Annotated in this window: 14 protein-coding genes and 1 tRNA gene; 4 read left to right on the top strand and 11 right to left on the bottom strand. The window is 66.7% G+C overall.

Annotated features, from left to right (window positions below):
* The first annotated feature begins 65 nt into the window (after positions 1-65).
* Together FHS74_RS02590 and FHS74_RS02585 are read left to right on the top strand one after the other, a co-directional pair.
* Positions 66-1,727 carry a M28 family metallopeptidase gene (locus FHS74_RS02590; RefSeq protein WP_184797127.1) on the top strand — a complete coding sequence of 554 codons (1,662 nt, stop codon included), beginning with the start codon at positions 66-68 and terminating at the stop codon, positions 1,725-1,727.
* Between the two features lie 72 nt (positions 1,728-1,799).
* Positions 1,800-3,437 (top strand): M28 family metallopeptidase, encoded by a 1,638-nt coding sequence (locus FHS74_RS02585; RefSeq protein ID WP_184797125.1) that lies wholly within the window; start codon positions 1,800-1,802, stop codon positions 3,435-3,437.
* Positions 3,438-3,458: 21 nt separating this feature from the next.
* Here FHS74_RS02585 and FHS74_RS02580 read toward each other — a convergent pair whose 3' ends face one another.
* The 6 genes from FHS74_RS02580 to FHS74_RS02555 form a co-directional block, all read right to left on the bottom strand.
* Positions 3,459-4,469, bottom strand: a complete 1,011-nt coding sequence (locus FHS74_RS02580) for an MsnO8 family LLM class oxidoreductase (RefSeq protein ID WP_184797123.1) — start codon at positions 4,467-4,469, stop codon at positions 3,459-3,461.
* A 119-nt stretch (positions 4,470-4,588) separates the two neighbouring features.
* The gene (locus FHS74_RS02575) at positions 4,589-6,019 is read right to left on the bottom strand and encodes a DUF2142 domain-containing protein (RefSeq protein WP_184797121.1); all 1,431 of its coding nucleotides are present in this window, start codon (positions 6,017-6,019) and stop codon (positions 4,589-4,591) included.
* Positions 6,020-6,182: 163 nt separating this feature from the next.
* Positions 6,183-7,094 carry a phosphorylase family protein gene (locus FHS74_RS02570; protein WP_184797119.1) on the bottom strand — a complete coding sequence of 304 codons (912 nt, stop codon included), beginning with the start codon at positions 7,092-7,094 and terminating at the stop codon, positions 6,183-6,185.
* 127 nt (positions 7,095-7,221) lie between these two features.
* Complete coding sequence (locus FHS74_RS02565) at positions 7,222-8,001, bottom strand: class I SAM-dependent methyltransferase (RefSeq protein WP_184797117.1); 780 nt, start codon at positions 7,999-8,001, stop codon at positions 7,222-7,224.
* 178 nt (positions 8,002-8,179) lie between these two features.
* Positions 8,180-9,412 carry an FAD-dependent oxidoreductase gene (locus FHS74_RS02560; RefSeq protein ID WP_246462861.1) on the bottom strand — a complete coding sequence of 411 codons (1,233 nt, stop codon included), beginning with the start codon at positions 9,410-9,412 and terminating at the stop codon, positions 8,180-8,182.
* Between the two features lie 182 nt (positions 9,413-9,594).
* Positions 9,595-9,670, bottom strand: a tRNA-Ile gene (locus FHS74_RS02555).
* A 554-nt stretch (positions 9,671-10,224) separates the two neighbouring features.
* Here FHS74_RS02555 and FHS74_RS02550 point away from each other — a divergent pair.
* Positions 10,225-11,898, top strand: a complete 1,674-nt coding sequence (locus FHS74_RS02550) for an MFS transporter (protein ID WP_184797116.1) — start codon at positions 10,225-10,227, stop codon at positions 11,896-11,898.
* Positions 11,899-12,025: 127 nt separating this feature from the next.
* Here FHS74_RS02550 and FHS74_RS02545 read toward each other — a convergent pair whose 3' ends face one another.
* Complete coding sequence (locus FHS74_RS02545; RefSeq protein WP_184797114.1) at positions 12,026-12,742, bottom strand: COQ9 family protein; 717 nt, start codon at positions 12,740-12,742, stop codon at positions 12,026-12,028.
* A 97-nt stretch (positions 12,743-12,839) separates the two neighbouring features.
* A complete protein-coding gene (gene def, locus FHS74_RS02540; RefSeq protein ID WP_184797112.1) occupies positions 12,840-13,379 on the bottom strand; it encodes a peptide deformylase in 540 nt (179 codons plus the stop codon).
* Positions 13,380-13,725: 346 nt separating this feature from the next.
* Between def and rpsU the strand changes: the two genes are divergently transcribed.
* Positions 13,726-13,929 carry a 30S ribosomal protein S21 gene (rpsU, locus tag FHS74_RS02535; protein ID WP_012567245.1) on the top strand — a complete coding sequence of 68 codons (204 nt, stop codon included), beginning with the start codon at positions 13,726-13,728 and terminating at the stop codon, positions 13,927-13,929.
* 151 nt (positions 13,930-14,080) lie between these two features.
* Here the strand turns inward: rpsU and FHS74_RS02530 are convergent, their stop codons facing one another.
* From FHS74_RS02530 to FHS74_RS02520, 3 genes are all read right to left on the bottom strand, one after another.
* On the bottom strand, positions 14,081-15,790 hold the full coding sequence (locus tag FHS74_RS02530; protein ID WP_184797110.1) for a methyl-accepting chemotaxis protein: 1,710 nt from the start codon (positions 15,788-15,790) through the stop codon (positions 14,081-14,083).
* 400 nt (positions 15,791-16,190) lie between these two features.
* On the bottom strand, positions 16,191-16,490 hold the full coding sequence (locus FHS74_RS02525; RefSeq protein WP_343066838.1) for an HNH endonuclease signature motif containing protein: 300 nt from the start codon (positions 16,488-16,490) through the stop codon (positions 16,191-16,193).
* A gap of 99 nt (positions 16,491-16,589) precedes the next feature.
* A complete protein-coding gene (locus FHS74_RS02520) occupies positions 16,590-16,790 on the bottom strand; it encodes a hypothetical protein (RefSeq protein ID WP_244909245.1) in 201 nt (66 codons plus the stop codon).
* Positions 16,791-16,911 lie beyond the last annotated feature (121 nt).

The following is a 16,911-nucleotide window of genomic DNA, read 5'->3' as shown; positions in this document are numbered from 1 at the left end:
CCGCCCGCGATTGTTGGCGGAGGGCGCGGACAACGACAAGGAACGCAGATATCGTGCGAACCCCTATGAAAAGGGCCCTGTTGAAGGGCACGGCCGTGGCGGCACTGGCGGCGGCGTTGACCCTGCCGGCCGTGGCGGCAGAAAAAGTGACCAAGGATGTGGCGCCGGTGACGGCCGGCGCGCTGTCCGAGCACATCCGCATCCTGGCGTCCGACGAGTTCCAGGGCCGCAAGCCAGGGACGGAAGGCGAGGACAAGGCCATCGCCTACGTCCAGGACCAGTTCCGGAAGGCCGGTCTGGCCCCAGCCGTGGACGGCAGCTATCTTCAGAACGTGCCGCTGACGGAAATCATCAGCAAGGCCGATGGCCCCATGGTCATCACCGGCCCCAAGGCCGTCCCCCTGTCGCTGGAGTACTTCAGCGACATGATCGTCTGGACCCGCCAGCGCACGCCGCATGTCCAGGTGAAGGACAGCGACATGGTGTTCGTGGGCTATGGCATCACGGCGCCGGAGTTCGGCTGGGACGACTATGCCGGCGTGGACGTGCGCGGCAAGACCGTGATCATGCTGGTGAACGACCCGGGCTATGCCACCGGCGACGCTAATCTGTTCGGCGGCGGCGCCATGACCTGGTATGGCCGCTGGATGTACAAGTTTGAGGAGGCGGCCCGCCACGGGGCGACCGCAGCCATCATCGTGCACGAGACCCGGGCCGCGGGATACCCCTGGGGCGTGGTCGCCAACGGCGGCAGCATTCCCAAGCTGAGCCTGATGCCGGCCGACGGCGGCCTGAAAACCCGGTCGGCGGTTGAAGGCTGGGTGCAGTTGGACCAGGCCAAGGCCATCTTCGAGGCCGCCGGCCTGGACTACAACACGATGAAGGACAGCGCCGCCCGGCGCGGCTTCAAGGCCGTGCCCCTGCCCCTCAAGATGTCCGTCGGCATCACCCCCACGGAACGCGACGTGGTTTCCCACAACGTCATCGGTACCATCCCGGGCACCAAGCACCCGGATGAGATGGTGCTGGTCGGCGCCCATTGGGACCATCTGGGCATCGGCCCGGCCATCAACGGCGAGACCATCTATCACGGCGCCATGGACAACGCGTCCGGTGTCGCCGGCCTGATCGAACTGGCCAAGCGCTACACCAAGGGGCCGAAGCCCGACCGCACCCTGCTGTTCATCGCCTACACGGCGGAGGAGCAAGGCCTGCTGGGCTCGGAATACTATGCCCAGCATCCGCTGTTCGCGCCCAACAAGACGGTCGCGGGCTTCAACATGGATATGTTGAGCAGTGTCGGCCTGACCCGCGACATCGTGCTGGTCGGCGGCAGGAAGTCCGACCTGGAGGACAGGCTGAAGGCCTGGACCGACGCCCACATGATGGCGCTGAACCCCGAGCCCTTCCCCGAGCGCGGCTACTACTACCGTTCCGACCACTTCAACCTGGCGAAGATCGGCATCCCGGTGATCTATGCCCACAGCGGTATCGACAGCGTGGCCAACGGGGCGGAATGGGGCAAAGCCAAGGAGGACGAGTTCACCCGCCTGCGTTATCACCAGCCGTCGGACAAATGGTCGCCCGATCTGGACCTCAGCGGCGGCGCCATGGAGGTCAACATGATCTATGACCTCAGCCGCCCGCTGGCCTTCGGCACGGACTGGCCGAAATGGTACGACAAGGCGGAATTCAAGGCCGCCCGCGACAAGTCCATGGGCAAATAAGAAACGAACGCCGGGCCGCATCCCCTTCCCCGGGGGTGCGGCCTTCGCATTTCCCAGAACAGGGATCATCTCATGACGCACACGATACGGGGTGCTGCCGCCCTGTCCCTGGCGCTGCTGGCGGGCACCGCCCTGGCGGCCTCCAAGGATGGCCCGCCGGTGACGGCGGGCGCGTTGTCCGGCCACGTGAAAATCCTCGCCTCCGACGATTTCCAGGGCCGCAAGCCGGGCACCGCCGGCGAGGACAAAGCCGTCCCCTATATCGAGGGGCAGTTCAAGAAGATTGGGCTGAAGCCGGTGGCGGGCAGCTATCTTCAGAACGTGCCGATGACCGAGATCACCAGCAAGGCCGATGGCCCGCTGACGGTCACCGGAAACGGCAAGACGCTAGCCTATGAGTACTTCACCCAGATGATGCTGTGGACCCGACAGCGCACCGCGCATGCCGAGGTCAAGGACAATGACGTGGTCTTCGTCGGCTATGGCATCACCGCGCCGGAGTTCGGCTGGGACGACTATGCCGGCGTTGATGTGCGCGGCAAGACCGTCCTGATCCTGGTGAACGACCCCGGCTTCGCCACCGGCGACCCCGCCCTGTTCGGCGGCGGGGCCATGACCTGGTACGGCCGCTGGCCCTACAAGTATGAGGAGGCGGCCCGCCACGGGGCGGCGGCGGCCATCATCGTGCATGAGACCCGCGCCGCGGGATATCCCTGGGGCGTGGTCGCCAACAGCAACGGCATTCCAAAGCTGACCCTGATACCGGCCGACGGCGGCCTGGACAGCCGCAGCGCCATCGAGGGCTGGGTGCAGCTGGACGTGGCCAAGGAGATGATGCAGGCGGCCGGCCTGGACTACGCCACAGTGAAGGACAGCGCCGCCCGGCGCGGCTTCAAGGCCGTGCCCCTGCCCCTGAAGGTTTCCGTCGGCATCACCCCCACCGAGCGCGACATCATCTCCCACAACGTGGTGGGCATGATCCCCGGGACCAAGCGCCCCGATGAGGTGGTGATGGTCGGCGCCCACTGGGACCATCTGGGCGTGGGCCCGGCGGTCAACGGCGACACCATCTACAACGGGGCGCTGGACAACGCGTCGGGCGTCGCCGGCCTGATCGAGATGGCCAAGCGCTACACCCACGGCGCCAAGCCCGACCGCAGCCTGCTGTTCATCGCCTACACGGCGGAGGAACAGGGCCTGCTGGGGTCCGAATACTATGCCCTGCATCCCCTGGTCGCGCCGGCCAAAACAGTGGCGGGATTCAACATGGATGGGCTGGGCGTGCTGGGCCCGGTGCGCGACGTCGTGCTGGTGGGGGGCGGCAAGTCGGACCTGGAGGACCGCCTGAAGGCTTGGGCCGCCACCCACGGCAAGGTGGTCAACCCCGAGCCCTTCCCCGAACGCGGCGGCTATTACCGCTCCGACCATTTCAACCTGGCCAAGATCGGCATCCCCGTCGTCTACGCCAAGAGCGGCATCGACAGTGTCGCCAACGGCGCCGACTGGGGCCGGGCCAAGCTGGATGAATTCACCCGCCTGCACTATCACCAGCCGTCCGACGAATGGTCCCCCGCCATGGATTTCACCGGCGGGGCGGCGGATGTGAACATGCTCTATGACATCAGCCATGACCTGGCGTTCAGCGACGCCTGGCCCAAATGGTACGGGAAGGCGGAGTTCCGCGCGGCCCGGGAGCAGTCCCAGAGATGACGCGATAGGCCGTCGCCGTCCTCAGGAGCTGGTGGGGCGCGCGAGGAGCCCCGCCACCTCGGCGGTGATCTGGAAGGAGCGCTTGCGGGCGGCGTGGTCGTGGATGGCGGCGGTCACCATGATCTCGTCCGCCCCGGTCTGCTGGGCGATGGCCGACAGGCCATGGCGCACCGTCTCCGGCCCGCCCACCACGGAGTAGCGCAGGGCCCGGTCGGCCCAGGCGCGCTCCTCCGGGCTCCACTGGATGCCCGGCTGGGGCGGGCGCAGGGGACCGGGGTTGCCCCGGGCCAGGGCCACGAAGCGTTCCTGCAGAGAGGTGAACAGCACCTCCGCTTCGTCATCCGTATCAGCGGCGAAGACGTTCACCCCCACCATGGCGTGCGGCTTGGGATTGGCCGCCGTGGGCTTGTAGTGCTGGCGGTAGAGGTGCAGCGCCTCCATCAACTGATCGGGCGCGAAGTGGGAGGCGAAGGCGTAGGGCAACCCCAGCTCCGCCGCCAGACGGGCGCCGAAGGTGCTGGACCCCAGGATCCACAGCGGCACGTTCAGCCCGGCGCCAGGCACGGCGCGCACCGCCTGCCCGGGTTGAGCCGGGCGGAAATAGGCCTGCAACTCCTGTACATCGCGCGGGAAGTTGTCGCCGTTATCGCTGCGGTCGCGGCGCAATGCCCAGGCGGTGCGCTGGTCACTGCCGGGCGCGCGACCCAGCCCCAGATCGATACGGCCGGGGTAGAGCGACTCCAGGGTCCCGAACTGCTCGGCGATCACCAGCGGCGCGTGGTTGGGCAGCATGATGCCCCCCGCCCCCACCCTGATATGGCTGGTGCCGCCCGCGATATAGCCGATGACCACGGAGGTGGCCGCACTGGCGATGCCGGTCATGTTGTGGTGTTCCGCCACCCAGAAACGGCGGTAGCCCAGGGCCTCGGCATGGCGGGCCAGGTCCAGGGTATTGCGCAGGGCCTGGGCGGCCGTGCCGCCCTCGACGATGGGGGAAAGGTCCAAAACGGACAGGGGAATGGTGAGCGACACGGGGGGACCGGTCCTTTCTGCGAACCGCGACGGAACTGCCACCGTTAGCTAGGCACGCCGCCGCGGCTTTGCGAGATGAGGCCGGTCACAGCCCCTCGCGCCGCATGGCCCCCTGGCCGCTAAACGCCAAGATAGGCATGGCGCACCAGCACCAGACCGTGCATCAGCACCAGCACCATGCCCGCACAGGCCAATGCTGCCATGCCTTCCCGCACGTATTCCACCCACCGGCCGCGCATCAACCGGGCACCGGCAAAAGCAACGGGCAGCGACGGCAACGCCAGGACGCCCATCGAAAAAAGCGGACTGAAATAACGTCCCTGCATTCCCAACACCCTGGAGGCCCCCACAGGCGTCCAGGTGACGTAAAGGGCTAAGGCGATACCACCGCATACTGTGAGGATGATCGGCCAAGCCGCCCCCGCTACCCGGAAGGAGGCACCGGATCGATGCAACAGCACGGCTATAGCCGCCAACGCTATAGCCCACCATCCCACCGCATACGCCCAAGAATGGAGCACGATGCTGAGCCAGCCCAGCACGCCAATGATATGCGATGCGACATCTTCGATGGCGGAGCCGCTGTTGGCGATGATGAGCGGGATACGCCAGGGCTGGGTAAGGATCAGTTTTAATTGCGCACCGGCATCGATGGTCGGGTCGAGGGCAAGCCGTGTCCCCGGGACGTGCGCCCAGAAAAGCCAAAGGATAGCGGAAGCTATAGTAACGGCAGGCGCCAGAAGCGGGGTCGCCAGACCCTTGAGGAAATTGCGCCGGCGCAGCAGAGCCTGGACACCCGGCCCTCTCGGATGAACCAGCAAAAGGGCAAGCAGCATGTATGGCGGACGCGCCAAGGCGAGCATCCAAGCGCATGCCAGCGCCACCAGAAAGGTCCGATCCACGGTCAGCCAGCCCGTCTCGGGAGTTCGGGACCAGAGCCTGGTAAGCAACGCGGCATAGAGCGCCGCCACCGAAATAAGCAGGCCGTCCTGGGACACCGATACTGTCAGAAATAGATACATGGGCGTAAGGAGCATGACGACCAGCAGCGGCCGCCCCCAACTGGCCAGCGCAATGGCGGCGGAAGCAAGCAGTATGCTGGTCAACGCCCCCGCTACCCGGGCCAGACGGTAGGACTCATCGACCGACAGGTCGATCAGGCGCCCCAGGACCAACGTCACCGCCTGCGGCAAATAGAAAAAGGGACCGTATTGTGCCGTGTTGGAGAAGGTGACCTGCGCGTGGTCGTTCGACCACCGTACCGCCGCCGCGTCATCGGCCACGGCGGGCGAAACCGGTGACAGCTTAGTGATGTGGGGCTGATAGGTGTGGATCAGCCTGAGGATGGCCCCGTCGACCTCTCCTCCCCGCTCATCCCCAATGACCCGGGGCCTGACCTGCCCCCTGGCGATAGAGTCGGCCTTGAGAAAATGGGCCGGCTCGTCCGGCGCCTCAAATGGCGGCACGACCGAGCTAAGCGTCAGTACCGAAGCCAGGGCCACCAGAAAATAGAGCGCCGCCACCAGCACGCCGCGGCGGGATAAACCCAAGCCTGCAAGCCGGCACCCGCCCGCCGGTGGATCCAGCGCCCCCCCCTCACTCAGCACTTGCCCCACCCCGGACCTCATCGGAAGCTAAATAGGGGTCAATATGTGCAGTCCCTTCCCCTATTTTTGCAATCGTTGATCAACGCGGGACCTGCGGCGCGGCGCCTCAAGGTCCGGCCAAAGCCTCCACCGCCACCTTGAACGCCGCCAACTCCAGCGCGTCCAGATCCCCATCCCACAGCGACTGGTGCAGACGCCCCCCGTCATTGACCAGGCGGTCGGAGCCCACGACGATGCTGGCGGCCTTCAGACCCATGAGGGTGGCCAGGGTGAAGAACGACCCTTCCTCCATCTCCACGAAGGTGGGCTTGTCCGGCCCCCGAATCGCCAGCAGGTCGCGCAGGATGCTGCCCGGCTGGAAATAATAGATGGGCATGGTGTAGCCCACACCCCGGGCGCTGGGCAGGCCGGACCGGGCCGCCGCCGCCCGCACCTGGGCGGTGAACGCGGCATCCGGCCGGGCCACCTGTCCCTTTGCATCGGGTGCCAGCAGGAAGCCGCCGCCGTCGCGGTAGGACCCATCGGACACGATGATCTGGCCATAGGGCACGTCGGGCGACAGCAGCCCGGCCGTACCGACATGGATGACGCGGCGCGCGCCCATGGCCTGCAGTTCCGCCACCTGGGTGGTGATGCCGCCGGCGCCGGGCAGGCCGCGCGCCACGACGAAAGGTCGCGCACCCTCCTTGCGCACCACCCACAGGTCGGTGGGATCGGTGAAGCCATAGGACAGGTGGGTGTAGTGGCCCTTGTAGCCCAGCTGGTCCAGATAACCCTCGATGTCCACCCGGTGCAGCACGATGGCGTCGGCGGGGAAATCGTCCAGTTCGCCATGGACGAAGCGGTTCTTCCTCAGCCAGTCGATCTCATCGCCGGGGGTGTTCAGCCGCTCCTGGTGGCCATGGCGGGCATAGCCGTCCAGGACCTTGTAGGGTTCCGCCGCCAGCGCCCCCGCCGCCGCCCCCGCCGCTGCCAAGACCACACCGAAAGCCAACACCGCCGCCCGCGCCCACATCATGCCCGCCCCCTTTGGTCATTGGGGCCGCACCGACGCGGCCCATGGGTAAAGGGTCCGCAAAAACAATGGGCTGCGCAATGGCTTCGATGCCACCGCGCAGCCCCGGAGAGCGGATTTCCGTCCGGCCTTACTTCGGCTTGCGGAACTTGAAGACGAATTGGTCGGTATGCCCCCGCAGGCTGGGGTCGAAGACCTTGAGGCTGTGGTTGTCGGCGGAATTGCGCAGGGCGTCATCCTCGCCATCCAGCACGAAGCCGGCGGCCTCAACCTCCTTCTTCACTGTTTCGGGATCGATACGATGCAGGGTTTCCGTATCGCGCAGACCAGAGCCCTTGTCGCCCGCATGGTCCAGGACGATATAGACGCCACCCGGCTTCAGCGCGTCGAAGATGGCCTTGTTGACGGCCGCCACGTCGGCCGGGCCCAGGAAGGCGTCATGCAGGTCGTGATAGTTCTGCGAGGTCCAGACCACGTCCACCTTTTCGGGGAAGACGGGGGCGTTGACCGGCTGGACCAGCGGCACGATGTTGCCATAGGCCTTGTCCTGGGCCAGGGCCTTCTGCCCATCCACCGCCTTCTGCGAGCGGGTGGCCAATTCCCCCGGCAGCAGGGTGTAGACCCGGCCCTTGGGGCCCACCGCCTTGGCGAACAGGCGGGTGAAATAGCCGGCGCCCGGCATGAAATCCACCACCTTGTCGCCCGGCTTCACCCCGGCGAAGGCCAGCATCTCGGCGGGCTTGCGGTCGCCATCGCGATCCCTGTCGGCCTGGGGCCGATTGACGTCGGCGATCGCGGCCGTGATGGCGGCCGATGGGGTGTTGGCCGATGGGGTGGCGGCGCTGGCCGTGAGCGCCAGGCTGGACGCGGCCAGCCCGAGGGCCAGCGCGAGGATGGAGACACGAGACATTTTACCCTTCCCTCCCTGGGTGTCAGCATTCGGCCGAAGAAAGAAGCCCCCAACAGGTTCCGCGCGGCCGGCTGCCGCTAGAAGGTGCGGAGCCGCGGCCATAAATCAATCCCATCGCCCGGAAAAAGCGGCGACCGGGCCGCCGCCGGGTCATTGGGCCGCAGGAGCGGGGCCGCCCTCAGCCGAAGGCCGGCGGAGGGAACAGGCCGGCGATGGTGCGCACCGCCTGCTCCGCCAGCGGCCGATCCGGTTCCACAGTGTCGTCGCCATAGCCGTAATAGTCATCCGGCCCGATGACCTGAAAGACGAAGCCGTCGCGCCGCGGCACGAAGGACACGCCGTTGTAGAACAGGCCGTAATGGACATCGTCCTGCGGGATCATGCGCGCCAGCTGGCCCCGCACCGGAATGATCGAGCTATCGCCCATCAGCGCCCGGGCGCCATAGCCGGTGCAATTGACCAGCACCTTCTGCGGCAGGCGGGCGAAATCGGCCGGCGTGTGGAACTCCTGCATCTCGATGCGGCCGCCATTGGCGTGGAAATCGGCCAGCAGCAGACGGGCGTAGGTCGAGATGTTGAACACCATGTTGGCGCCGCGCCGAACGTACCGCGCGCCGAAGGGATGCAGGCCCGCCGGCACCTCGGCGGAATGGGGCGTCAGGGTGGGCAGCAGCTCATGCTGCAGATCATCGGCGAAGGGCGGGCGGCCATCGGTCACCGCCTCATGACGATCACGGTTGGCCTGGTCGGCCACGAAATAATTGTCCACCCACTCGACGGGCGTGCCGGGCAGGCCCAGCAGGTTCTGATAGGCCTGGAAGGAGGTCAGGCACATCCGCGCCCACGCCGCCTTGAATTCGGGCGTGGCGTGCTGTTCCAGGCAGATGCGCGAATCCGGCGACCACACGCCGGTGGCGAAGCTGGATCGGGTGTCCGGCGGCAGGTCCTTGGCGTAGATGGTGACCTTGGCACCCGCCCGTTGCAGCTGTAGGGCGGTGGTGAGGCCGATGGCGCCACAGCCGATGACGGCGATGTCGCGCTCGCCCAGCGCCATGGCCTTTTCCGTGGCGGCCAGGCCCGTGCCCCAGGACAGGGACCAGCCGCTGCCGCCATGGCCATAGTGATGCACCACCCGCTTCTCGCCGATGCGCTCCACCTCCAGCCGGGGGCCCTGGGCGCGGAAGGGGCGGGTGCAGACGGTGACGCGGGTGATGCGGTCCGGCGTGGCGCGAATGGGCACCAGGCTCAGGGGTAGGTGCCGTTCCTCCAGCACCGCCGGTTTGCCGCCGCGCTCCACGGATACGGCGCAACCCGCCAGCATCAGGCTGGCGCCGGCCCCCACCAACAGCTTGCGCCGGCCCAACCGGTTCGCCGCCAGCCCAAGCCCCTCGTGCATCCGCTCCGCCGCCATCTGTCCCCCTGCCTAATCCCGGACGGAACCGCGCCGCCACCATGCCGGTTAACCATAAAGCAAAAAATTAAGGTGAAAACCTGAGTCTCGTCAGGGCGTCCCGAAACGGACGGCGTGAAGCACGCGCCCACCTGCGCCATCCATCCGGCGTTCTTTAGAATATGTGGGAAAAATCAAGGAAATGGTGGGCCCGGCAGGACTCGAACCTGCAACCAGACCGTTATGAGCGGCCGGCTCTAACCGTTGAGCTACAGGCCCACGCGGCCCGCACTTTGCCGGGTGCGGTCCCCGGTTGCAACACCCTTCATCAAATTTTTACGACAGCCCCCAAACCGTTGGAACGACGGCGCTATCCCTATGATTTGTTGGGACTTGGCGCGCGATTGCCATGTTGCCCGCTCAAGACTGAGATGCTACCTTCGCAGGGCTTGGGACGGTACCGGTACCTCTTGTCCACGTGGCAAATGGCCGCGCGGACAGGGAAATCCGGTGCGGAACCCAGGCGAACGCGGGCCCCGCACCGGGGACCCGCATGAGGCTCCGGCCAACGGGGCCCACCAAGCGGTTGAGTGTCAGGCCCGGGGCCCTGCCCCGGGTGAGGGGACGGACGCGAAGGGGGCCAGCGGCGAACAGATCCGACATCCATGCCCGACATCCGGGCTCGTCTTTTGGGTCCCTTTTGAGGGCCCGGGGGGAGCCACCAACGGTGCGCGGCGTCACCGCCCGCCCCCTAGGAGTTTCCGGGATCGGGAAGGCCAGCCGACCCGCCTTTCGCCGCAGCCATATCAGAACATCCATGGGAGGAAGTCACGATGGCGAACATCGCCAGCAGCGCAACGGCCAGTGGGGCCTCGACCCGCATGACGAAGGAGGAGCGCAAGGTCATCTTCGCCTCGTCCCTCGGCACGGTGTTCGAGTGGTACGATTTCTATCTTTACGGCGCGCTCGCCACCATCATCGGCGCCCGGTTCTTCTCGGGCCTGCCGACGCAGGGCGCCAAGGACGTGTTCACGCTGCTGGGCTTCGCCGCCGGCTTCTTCGTCCGCCCCTTCGGCGCCCTGGTCTTCGGCCGGTTGGGCGATCTGGTGGGCCGCAAGTACACCTTCCTGGTCACCATCGTCATCATGGGCCTGTCGACAGCCGTCATCGGCTTCCTGCCCAGCTATGAGGCGGTGGGCGTGCTGTCGCCCATCCTGCTGATCTCGCTCCGCCTGCTGCAAGGCCTGGCGCTGGGCGGCGAGTATGGCGGGGCCGCGACCTACGTGGCCGAGCATGCCCCGCACGGCAAGCGCGGCGCCTACACCGCCTGGATCCAGATCACCGCCACCGGCGGCCTGTTCCTGTCGCTGCTGGTCATCCTGGCCTGCCGCACCAGCCTGTCCAAGACGGACTTCGAAACCTGGGGCTGGCGCATCCCCTTCCTGGTGTCGCTGCTGCTGCTGGCCGTGTCGCTGTGGATCCGCCTGCAGTTGGACGAATCGCCGTTGTTCAAGAAGATGAAGGAGGAGGGCAAGACCTCCAGCTCCCCCATCCTGGATAGCTTCGGCAACCTCTATAACCTGAAGTTCGTGCTGCTGGCCCTGTTCGGCGTCGTCGCCGGCCAGGCCGTCGTCTGGTACTGCGGCCAGTTCTACGCCCAGATTTTCCTGAAGAGCACGCTGAAGATCGACCCCAACACCGCCGACACCCTGGCGGCCATCGCCCTGCTGTTCGCCACCCCGTTCTTCGTGGTGTTCGGTTCCCTGTCCGACCGCATCGGCCGCAAGAAGGTCATCCTGGCCGGCTTGGCCCTGGCCATCCTGACCTACTTCCCCATCTTCCGGGGCATCACCCACTTCGGCAACCCGGCGCTGGAGGCGGCCATGGCGGCGGCACCCGCGACCGTCACGTCCGACCCGGCGGAATGCACCTGGCAGCTGAACGTCACCGGCACATCCAAGTTCACGTCCAGCTGCGACGTGGCCAAGGCGGCGCTGGTAGCCAAGAGCGTGCCCTACACCGCGGTTGACGGCGGTGCCGGCAGCGTGGCGCAGATCAAGATCGGTGACACCGTCATCGACAGCTATGACGGCACCGCGCCGGATGTGAAGGAAAAGAAGGCTGCCTTCGACAAGGCGGTGGCGGAGGCGGTGAAGGCCGCGGGCTACCCGGCCAAGGCCGACGAGGCCGCCATCAACAAGCCGATGCTGACCTTCCTGCTGTGGATCCTGGTCATCTACGTCACCCTGGTCTACGGCCCCATCGCCGCCATGCTGGTGGAGATGTTCCCGTCGCGCATCCGCTACACCTCCATGTCCCTGCCCTACCACATCGGCAACGGCTGGTTCGGTGGCTTCCTGCCCGCCATCTCGCTGGCCATCGTGGTCACCACCGGCCAGATGTACGCCGGCCTGTGGTACCCGATCATCATCGCCGCCATCACCTTCGTGATCGGCCTGCTGTTCGTGAAGGAAACCAAGGACGTGGAAGTCAGCCACGACAACTGAGCGCCGCTAACGCGGGCGCCCATGACGAAAGGCCCGGACACACCGTCCGGGCCTTTCTTGTAAGCGCGTGACTCAAATGGCGGTCGGCACCGCCCGCCGGTCAGCGGCCGTAATCCAGGCCGCCCGATCAGGGCCGCTGGCGCAAATGGCGGGAAAAGCGGAGGGGCGATGGCATGAGGCTGGCCAGCCCCTTCAGCGACGCCGCCTTGGGCAGGGACAGCGTGGCCAAGCCCTTGCCGAGAGCCATCACATTTTCGATGCGGCGGTCCAGAAAGGCCCAGGTGTCGGCATGCTCCGTCGACCGGTCGCTCAGCCAGTACAGCACGGTGGCCGTCTGCACCCCGGCCAGCAGGGCCCGCTTGGTGTAGTAGTTGAAATCCGTCGACTGATCGCCGGCGGCGTACCAGACGGCGTCGACCGTGCGGTACAGCAGCCGGGCGCCCAAGGCCATCTGGGTGGGCATGGCCAGGAAGGAGGTGGCGCGCTGCACCGCCTCACTCCATGGGGCCAGCACCTCCAGCCGGACGCGCACGGCCAAGGCCACCCTGGCCCGCACCTTCATCGCCGACAGGTCCCGGCCCGCCAGTCGCACCATCATGGTACGGTCGGCCCAATCGCTGAGTTGCGCCACCACGTCCGCCACGCCCCCGGGGAACAAGGCCGCCACCTGGGCGTCATCCATGCCGGCATCCGCCGCCCCCTGGCGCAGCGCCACCACCGACCAGCCGTCGAACGCCACATGGGGCAGCACCGCCAGCATCAGCCGGTCGCGCAAGCCCAGCCGCGCATCCGGGATCGGCGGGGAGTCGGGAATGGAATCGGACGGGGGGGCGGCGGCAACCATGGGATGTCCCTTCTGGGTCGGCGGCCCTCTGAGCGGCCGCGCGGATGGCGTGTAGTATAGGCTGGCGCCCATCCCGCCTCCAGTTCCCCGTCAGCGGTCAGCCGGGCAGCTTGGGCACAGGCTCGGCACCGAAATACTTCATTTCCTCGGTGAAGCTCAGGAAGCGCAGGTCATTCATGCGGTCCAGGTACAGGACGCCATCCAGGTGGTCGCACTCATGCTGCACCACGCGGGCGTGGAAGCCCCGGGCCTCCCGCTCCACCACCGTGCCGTCCAGCGCCAGACCGCGATACCGGATATGATTGTACCGGGGCACGGCGCCACGCAGACCGGGAATGGACAAACACCCCTCCCAGCCGAACTGCATGTCTTCCGACAGCGGCTCGACCACCGGGTTGACCAGCACCTGGGCCTCGACGTTCTCCCCGGCGGCGCGGTCGGCCGGAACGCGGAAGACAATGACCCGCCAGCCGACATGCACCTGTGGGGCGGCCAGGCCCACGCCCGACGAATCGACCATGGTTTCGATCATGTCCTGGGCCAGTTGGCGCACCACGGCGGGTATCGGCTCGTCCACCGGCACGGCCGGCCGCCGCAACACTGGGTGCCCCATACGGGCGATCTTCAGGATGGCCAATGCTCCCCCTTTCCCTGCGTCAGGCGTGTCGGGCGCGGGATCCGCACCCGGTGGCGGCACCCATGCTATATAAGTGGAATCCTGTCAGTTTCCACGGACGCCCCCCGGCTGTCATCCCATGCCGTTTGCCCTGTCCTTTTGGTCAAGCGAAGCCAGGGGACACAGGCGCCAAGGCGGGCACATCCCCGGCGGATGCATGGGGGGCCCGCGCCATTGCGGCGGGAAAGGCTTCACAGGGCAGGAGGCCTGTGTTATATCACCGTCCTCCGATCGGGCTGCCTGCGCGACCGTGCGTCTTGGCTATTACCCGTAAAACCTTTTCTCTGTTTTGGAGTGGTGACGTCCCGTGCAAGTGCTGGTTCGTGACAACAACGTCGATCAAGCCCTCCGCGCTCTCAAGAAGAAGATGCAGCGCGAAGGCATTTTCCGCGAGATGAAGCTGCGTCGCAACTACGAGAAGCCCTCGGAGAAGCGCGCCCGCGAGAAGGCCGAAGCCATTCGCCGCGCCCGCAAGCTGCTGCGCAAGCGTCTGGAGCGCGAGGGCTACTAAGCCTCTCACGCGCCTTTTGACGCACGGACGGAGCCGCCCCTGATGATCAGCGGGCGGCTTTTGTCATGCCCGCGATTTGCTGGGCGCGCTCACGAAAAAGCCCCGGACCTGCGCCCGGGGCTTTTTGTTTCACAGCCAAACCCACGAGGGGTCAGGCGGCGGCCAAGGCCTGGGTGAACCGCCGCACCTCCGTGCTCAACGTGTCGGAATCGCGGGCCAACAGCGCGGCGGAGCTTTGCACTTGGCTGGCCGCCACGCCGGTGCTGGAGGCCGCCTCGGTCACGCCACCGATGTTGGACGTCACCGTTTCGGTCCCGCGCGCGGCCTCCTGCACGTTGCGGGCGATTTCGTGCGTGGAGGCTTCCTGCTCCTCCACCGCCGCGGCGATGGCCGAGGCGATGCCGTTGATGTCCTGGATGCGCTGGGCGATGGCATGGATGGCCCCCACCGCGTTGTCGCTGGCGGAGCGGATGTCGGCCACCTGCGCGCTGATCTCCTCCGTGGCCTTGGCCGTCTGGGTGGCCAGGCTCTTCACCTCCGAGGCCACCACGGCGAAGCCCTTACCCGCCTCCCCCGCCCGTGCCGCCTCAATGGTCGCGTTCAAGGCCAGCAGGTTGGTTTGGCTGGCGATGTCGGCGATCAGGCGGACGACGTCGCCGATGCGCTCCGCCCCCGAGGACAGCGTCTGCACCACCTGGTCGGTCTCATGCGCCTGTGACACTGCATGGTTGACCGTTTCCATGGTCCGGCCCATCTGCCGGCCGATCTCCTGGATGGAGGCCGACAACTCCTCGGCCGCCGCCGCCACCGTCTGCACATTGGCTGATGTCTGCTCCGCCGCCGAGGACACGGTCATGGACTGGCGGCTGGTCTCTTCCGCGTTGGCCGCCATGGATTTCGCCGTCGCATCCATCTCATTGGCCGCTGACGCCAGGGATTCCGACAGTTCGGCGATCTTGGCCTCGAAATCGCGGGTGATGCGGGTCACCCGCTCCGCCCGCCGCGCCTTCTCCTCCTGCTCCGCGCGCTGGGCGGCCTCCATCTCACGCGCCTTGATCAGCCCGATCTTCAAGTCGCCGAACGCCTGGGCCATTTGCCCCACCTCATCCCGGCGTCCCGCGCCCGGGACCTCGACCGCGTAATTGCCATTGCCCAGATCGGCGAGGCCCCCCGCGACCCGCGCCAACGGACGGCCAATCAAGGTCACCGCCAGATAGCTGGCGAAACCGCCGACAAGGATCACCCCAGCCACCACCGTGCCGAACACCACCCAGATGGTGGCCTTGGTCGACTCATGATTCCCCTGCTCCACCTGAGCGGCATAGTCTCGGATGCCATCCGCCAGCTTTGCCTGCCGGTCTATCAGGGCCATCACCGCCGGGTCGCACTTCGGCCCCATCAGGGTGGTGCTGATGCGAACGTTCTCTTCCGCACTGGCCGACTTCACCGCGGCGGCGAGGGTTTGCCCGCACACCCCGTCGGGCGCCAACAAGGCGCGGGTTTCATCCTCAAGGGACTGAAGCTCCGCCACACGGCCGGGCAGCGCCGCCTTGGCCGCCGCCATGAACTGATAGTAGGCCTCGACGCCCTTCTTGTAATTCGCGTCCGCCTTGGCGTTGCCGGCGTCATCCGTCACCGTCATGCCTTCGTAGATGGACCGTTCCAGGAACACCAGGCTGCGGTTGGCGCGGGAAACGGCAAGCGACGCCTTGGAGGCGCCCTGCAGCAGGCTGCCGTAGCTGGCATCGATGGCGTTCATGCGGGATGCGGCGAAAATCGTGGCAAGCAGGGCGACCAGCCCCAGCAGGCCCAGCATGGCCAAAATCTTGAAGGTGATCTTCAGGTTCGTGAACGCGGTCATGGCGCCTCTCCAACACCGAGACGGGTCTGGGACTCCCGCCTAACAGGGTAGTACCGAGATAGCGCCGCGAAGATATAAGAGTTAGTTAACGAGGCTGCCGCGTATACTTACGAACAGAATCTTCAAGGGGAAATTATTGTTGTAAGCAACGATTCCGCCACCAAGAAGATCGAGGGCTGCGCTATTATTGACGCCCCCGGCCTCCTCACGGCTATCAGGCCGATTCAGGCGGCGCCCGACCTCAGTGGCCGCGCCACCTTCTGGACGTCGCGGGCGATTTCAAGGATCGAGGCGTCTTGCCCTTCCACCACCGCGACGACGGCGCGAACGGTACTCACTGTTGTATCCGACATCAGGGGCACCACCTGGCCGATACGCCCCACACCAGCGGATGATGCCGCTATCGACGGCGCGGTTCCGTGCGGGTCACGAATTCCGGTGGCTTGGTCGCCACCCAGCGGATAAAGGCGGCGATGGCCGGATGGGTGCGCAGGGCGTCGAGCGTGGCGTACGGCCCGGCCAGCGCGCGCTCCGTCAACTCGGCATGGATTTTACGGTGGCAAACCCGGTGCAGCGGCACCGTTACCCGCCCCCCGGCGCTGCGCGGCACCAGGTGGTGCTGTTCCACCGACGGCCCGGGGACCAGCGGGCGGCCGCACAAGGCACAAGCGCCCGGGGCCGCGTCAGGGGGCGGTGACACCAGATCAGCTTCCGCTGCCCTGGCCCCCGCCCCGGATTTACGACTTTTGCCCATGGCTCCCCTCCCCGACCGGTTCAAGGCCGGGGAGCGGGGCGTGCCTCAATGGCGGCGCGCGCCGTCCTCACCGAACACCACCACCGGATAGCCGTTGTAATTCTCCGGCGCGCCATGGTCCGGGGCCGTCACGCGCAGATAGATCAGGCCTTCACCAATTCCCACCCCGACCACGGGGCGGCCGGCTTCCGTCAGTTCCTTGAACAGGGCGCGGCCGGCGGCGGCCAGCGCATGGGAATCGGTCATCACAAATTCTCTCGTCCACATGGGCGTCGCCCCTATCCTGGATAGCCGTTGCTGTCTGATGATTGTTCAACGGCGGATAGGGAAACACCGGGCGCAGTTTAACGGCCGCGGGGGGAGCAGG

This window comes from Nitrospirillum iridis, from assembly GCF_014205765.1.
In the GTDB taxonomy this organism is placed as follows: Bacteria; Pseudomonadota; Alphaproteobacteria; order Azospirillales; family Azospirillaceae; genus Nitrospirillum; species Nitrospirillum iridis.
The sequence above is the reverse complement of the archived record's forward strand: the minus strand, read 5'-3'. Positions and strand labels throughout refer to the sequence as shown.

Coding starts and splice junctions, on each gene's coding strand:
- FHS74_RS02560 (WP_246462861.1), bottom strand. CDS start 9,412: ATGGCGGCGGAGCGGATGCACGAGGGGCTTGGGCTGGCGGCGAACCGG.
- FHS74_RS02530 (WP_184797110.1), bottom strand. CDS start 15,790: ATGACCGCGTTCACGAACCTGAAGATCACCTTCAAGATTTTGGCCATG.
- FHS74_RS02520 (WP_244909245.1), bottom strand. CDS start 16,790: ATGACCGATTCCCATGCGCTGGCCGCCGCCGGCCGCGCCCTGTTCAAG.
- FHS74_RS02565 (WP_184797117.1), bottom strand. CDS start 8,001: ATGTCTCGTGTCTCCATCCTCGCGCTGGCCCTCGGGCTGGCCGCGTCC.
- FHS74_RS02545 (WP_184797114.1), bottom strand. CDS start 12,742: ATGGTTGCCGCCGCCCCCCCGTCCGATTCCATTCCCGACTCCCCGCCG.
- FHS74_RS02550 (WP_184797116.1), top strand. CDS start 10,225: ATGGCGAACATCGCCAGCAGCGCAACGGCCAGTGGGGCCTCGACCCGC.
- FHS74_RS02585 (WP_184797125.1), top strand. CDS start 1,800: ATGACGCACACGATACGGGGTGCTGCCGCCCTGTCCCTGGCGCTGCTG.
- FHS74_RS02590 (WP_184797127.1), top strand. CDS start 66: ATGAAAAGGGCCCTGTTGAAGGGCACGGCCGTGGCGGCACTGGCGGCG.
- FHS74_RS02570 (WP_184797119.1), bottom strand. CDS start 7,094: ATGATGTGGGCGCGGGCGGCGGTGTTGGCTTTCGGTGTGGTCTTGGCA.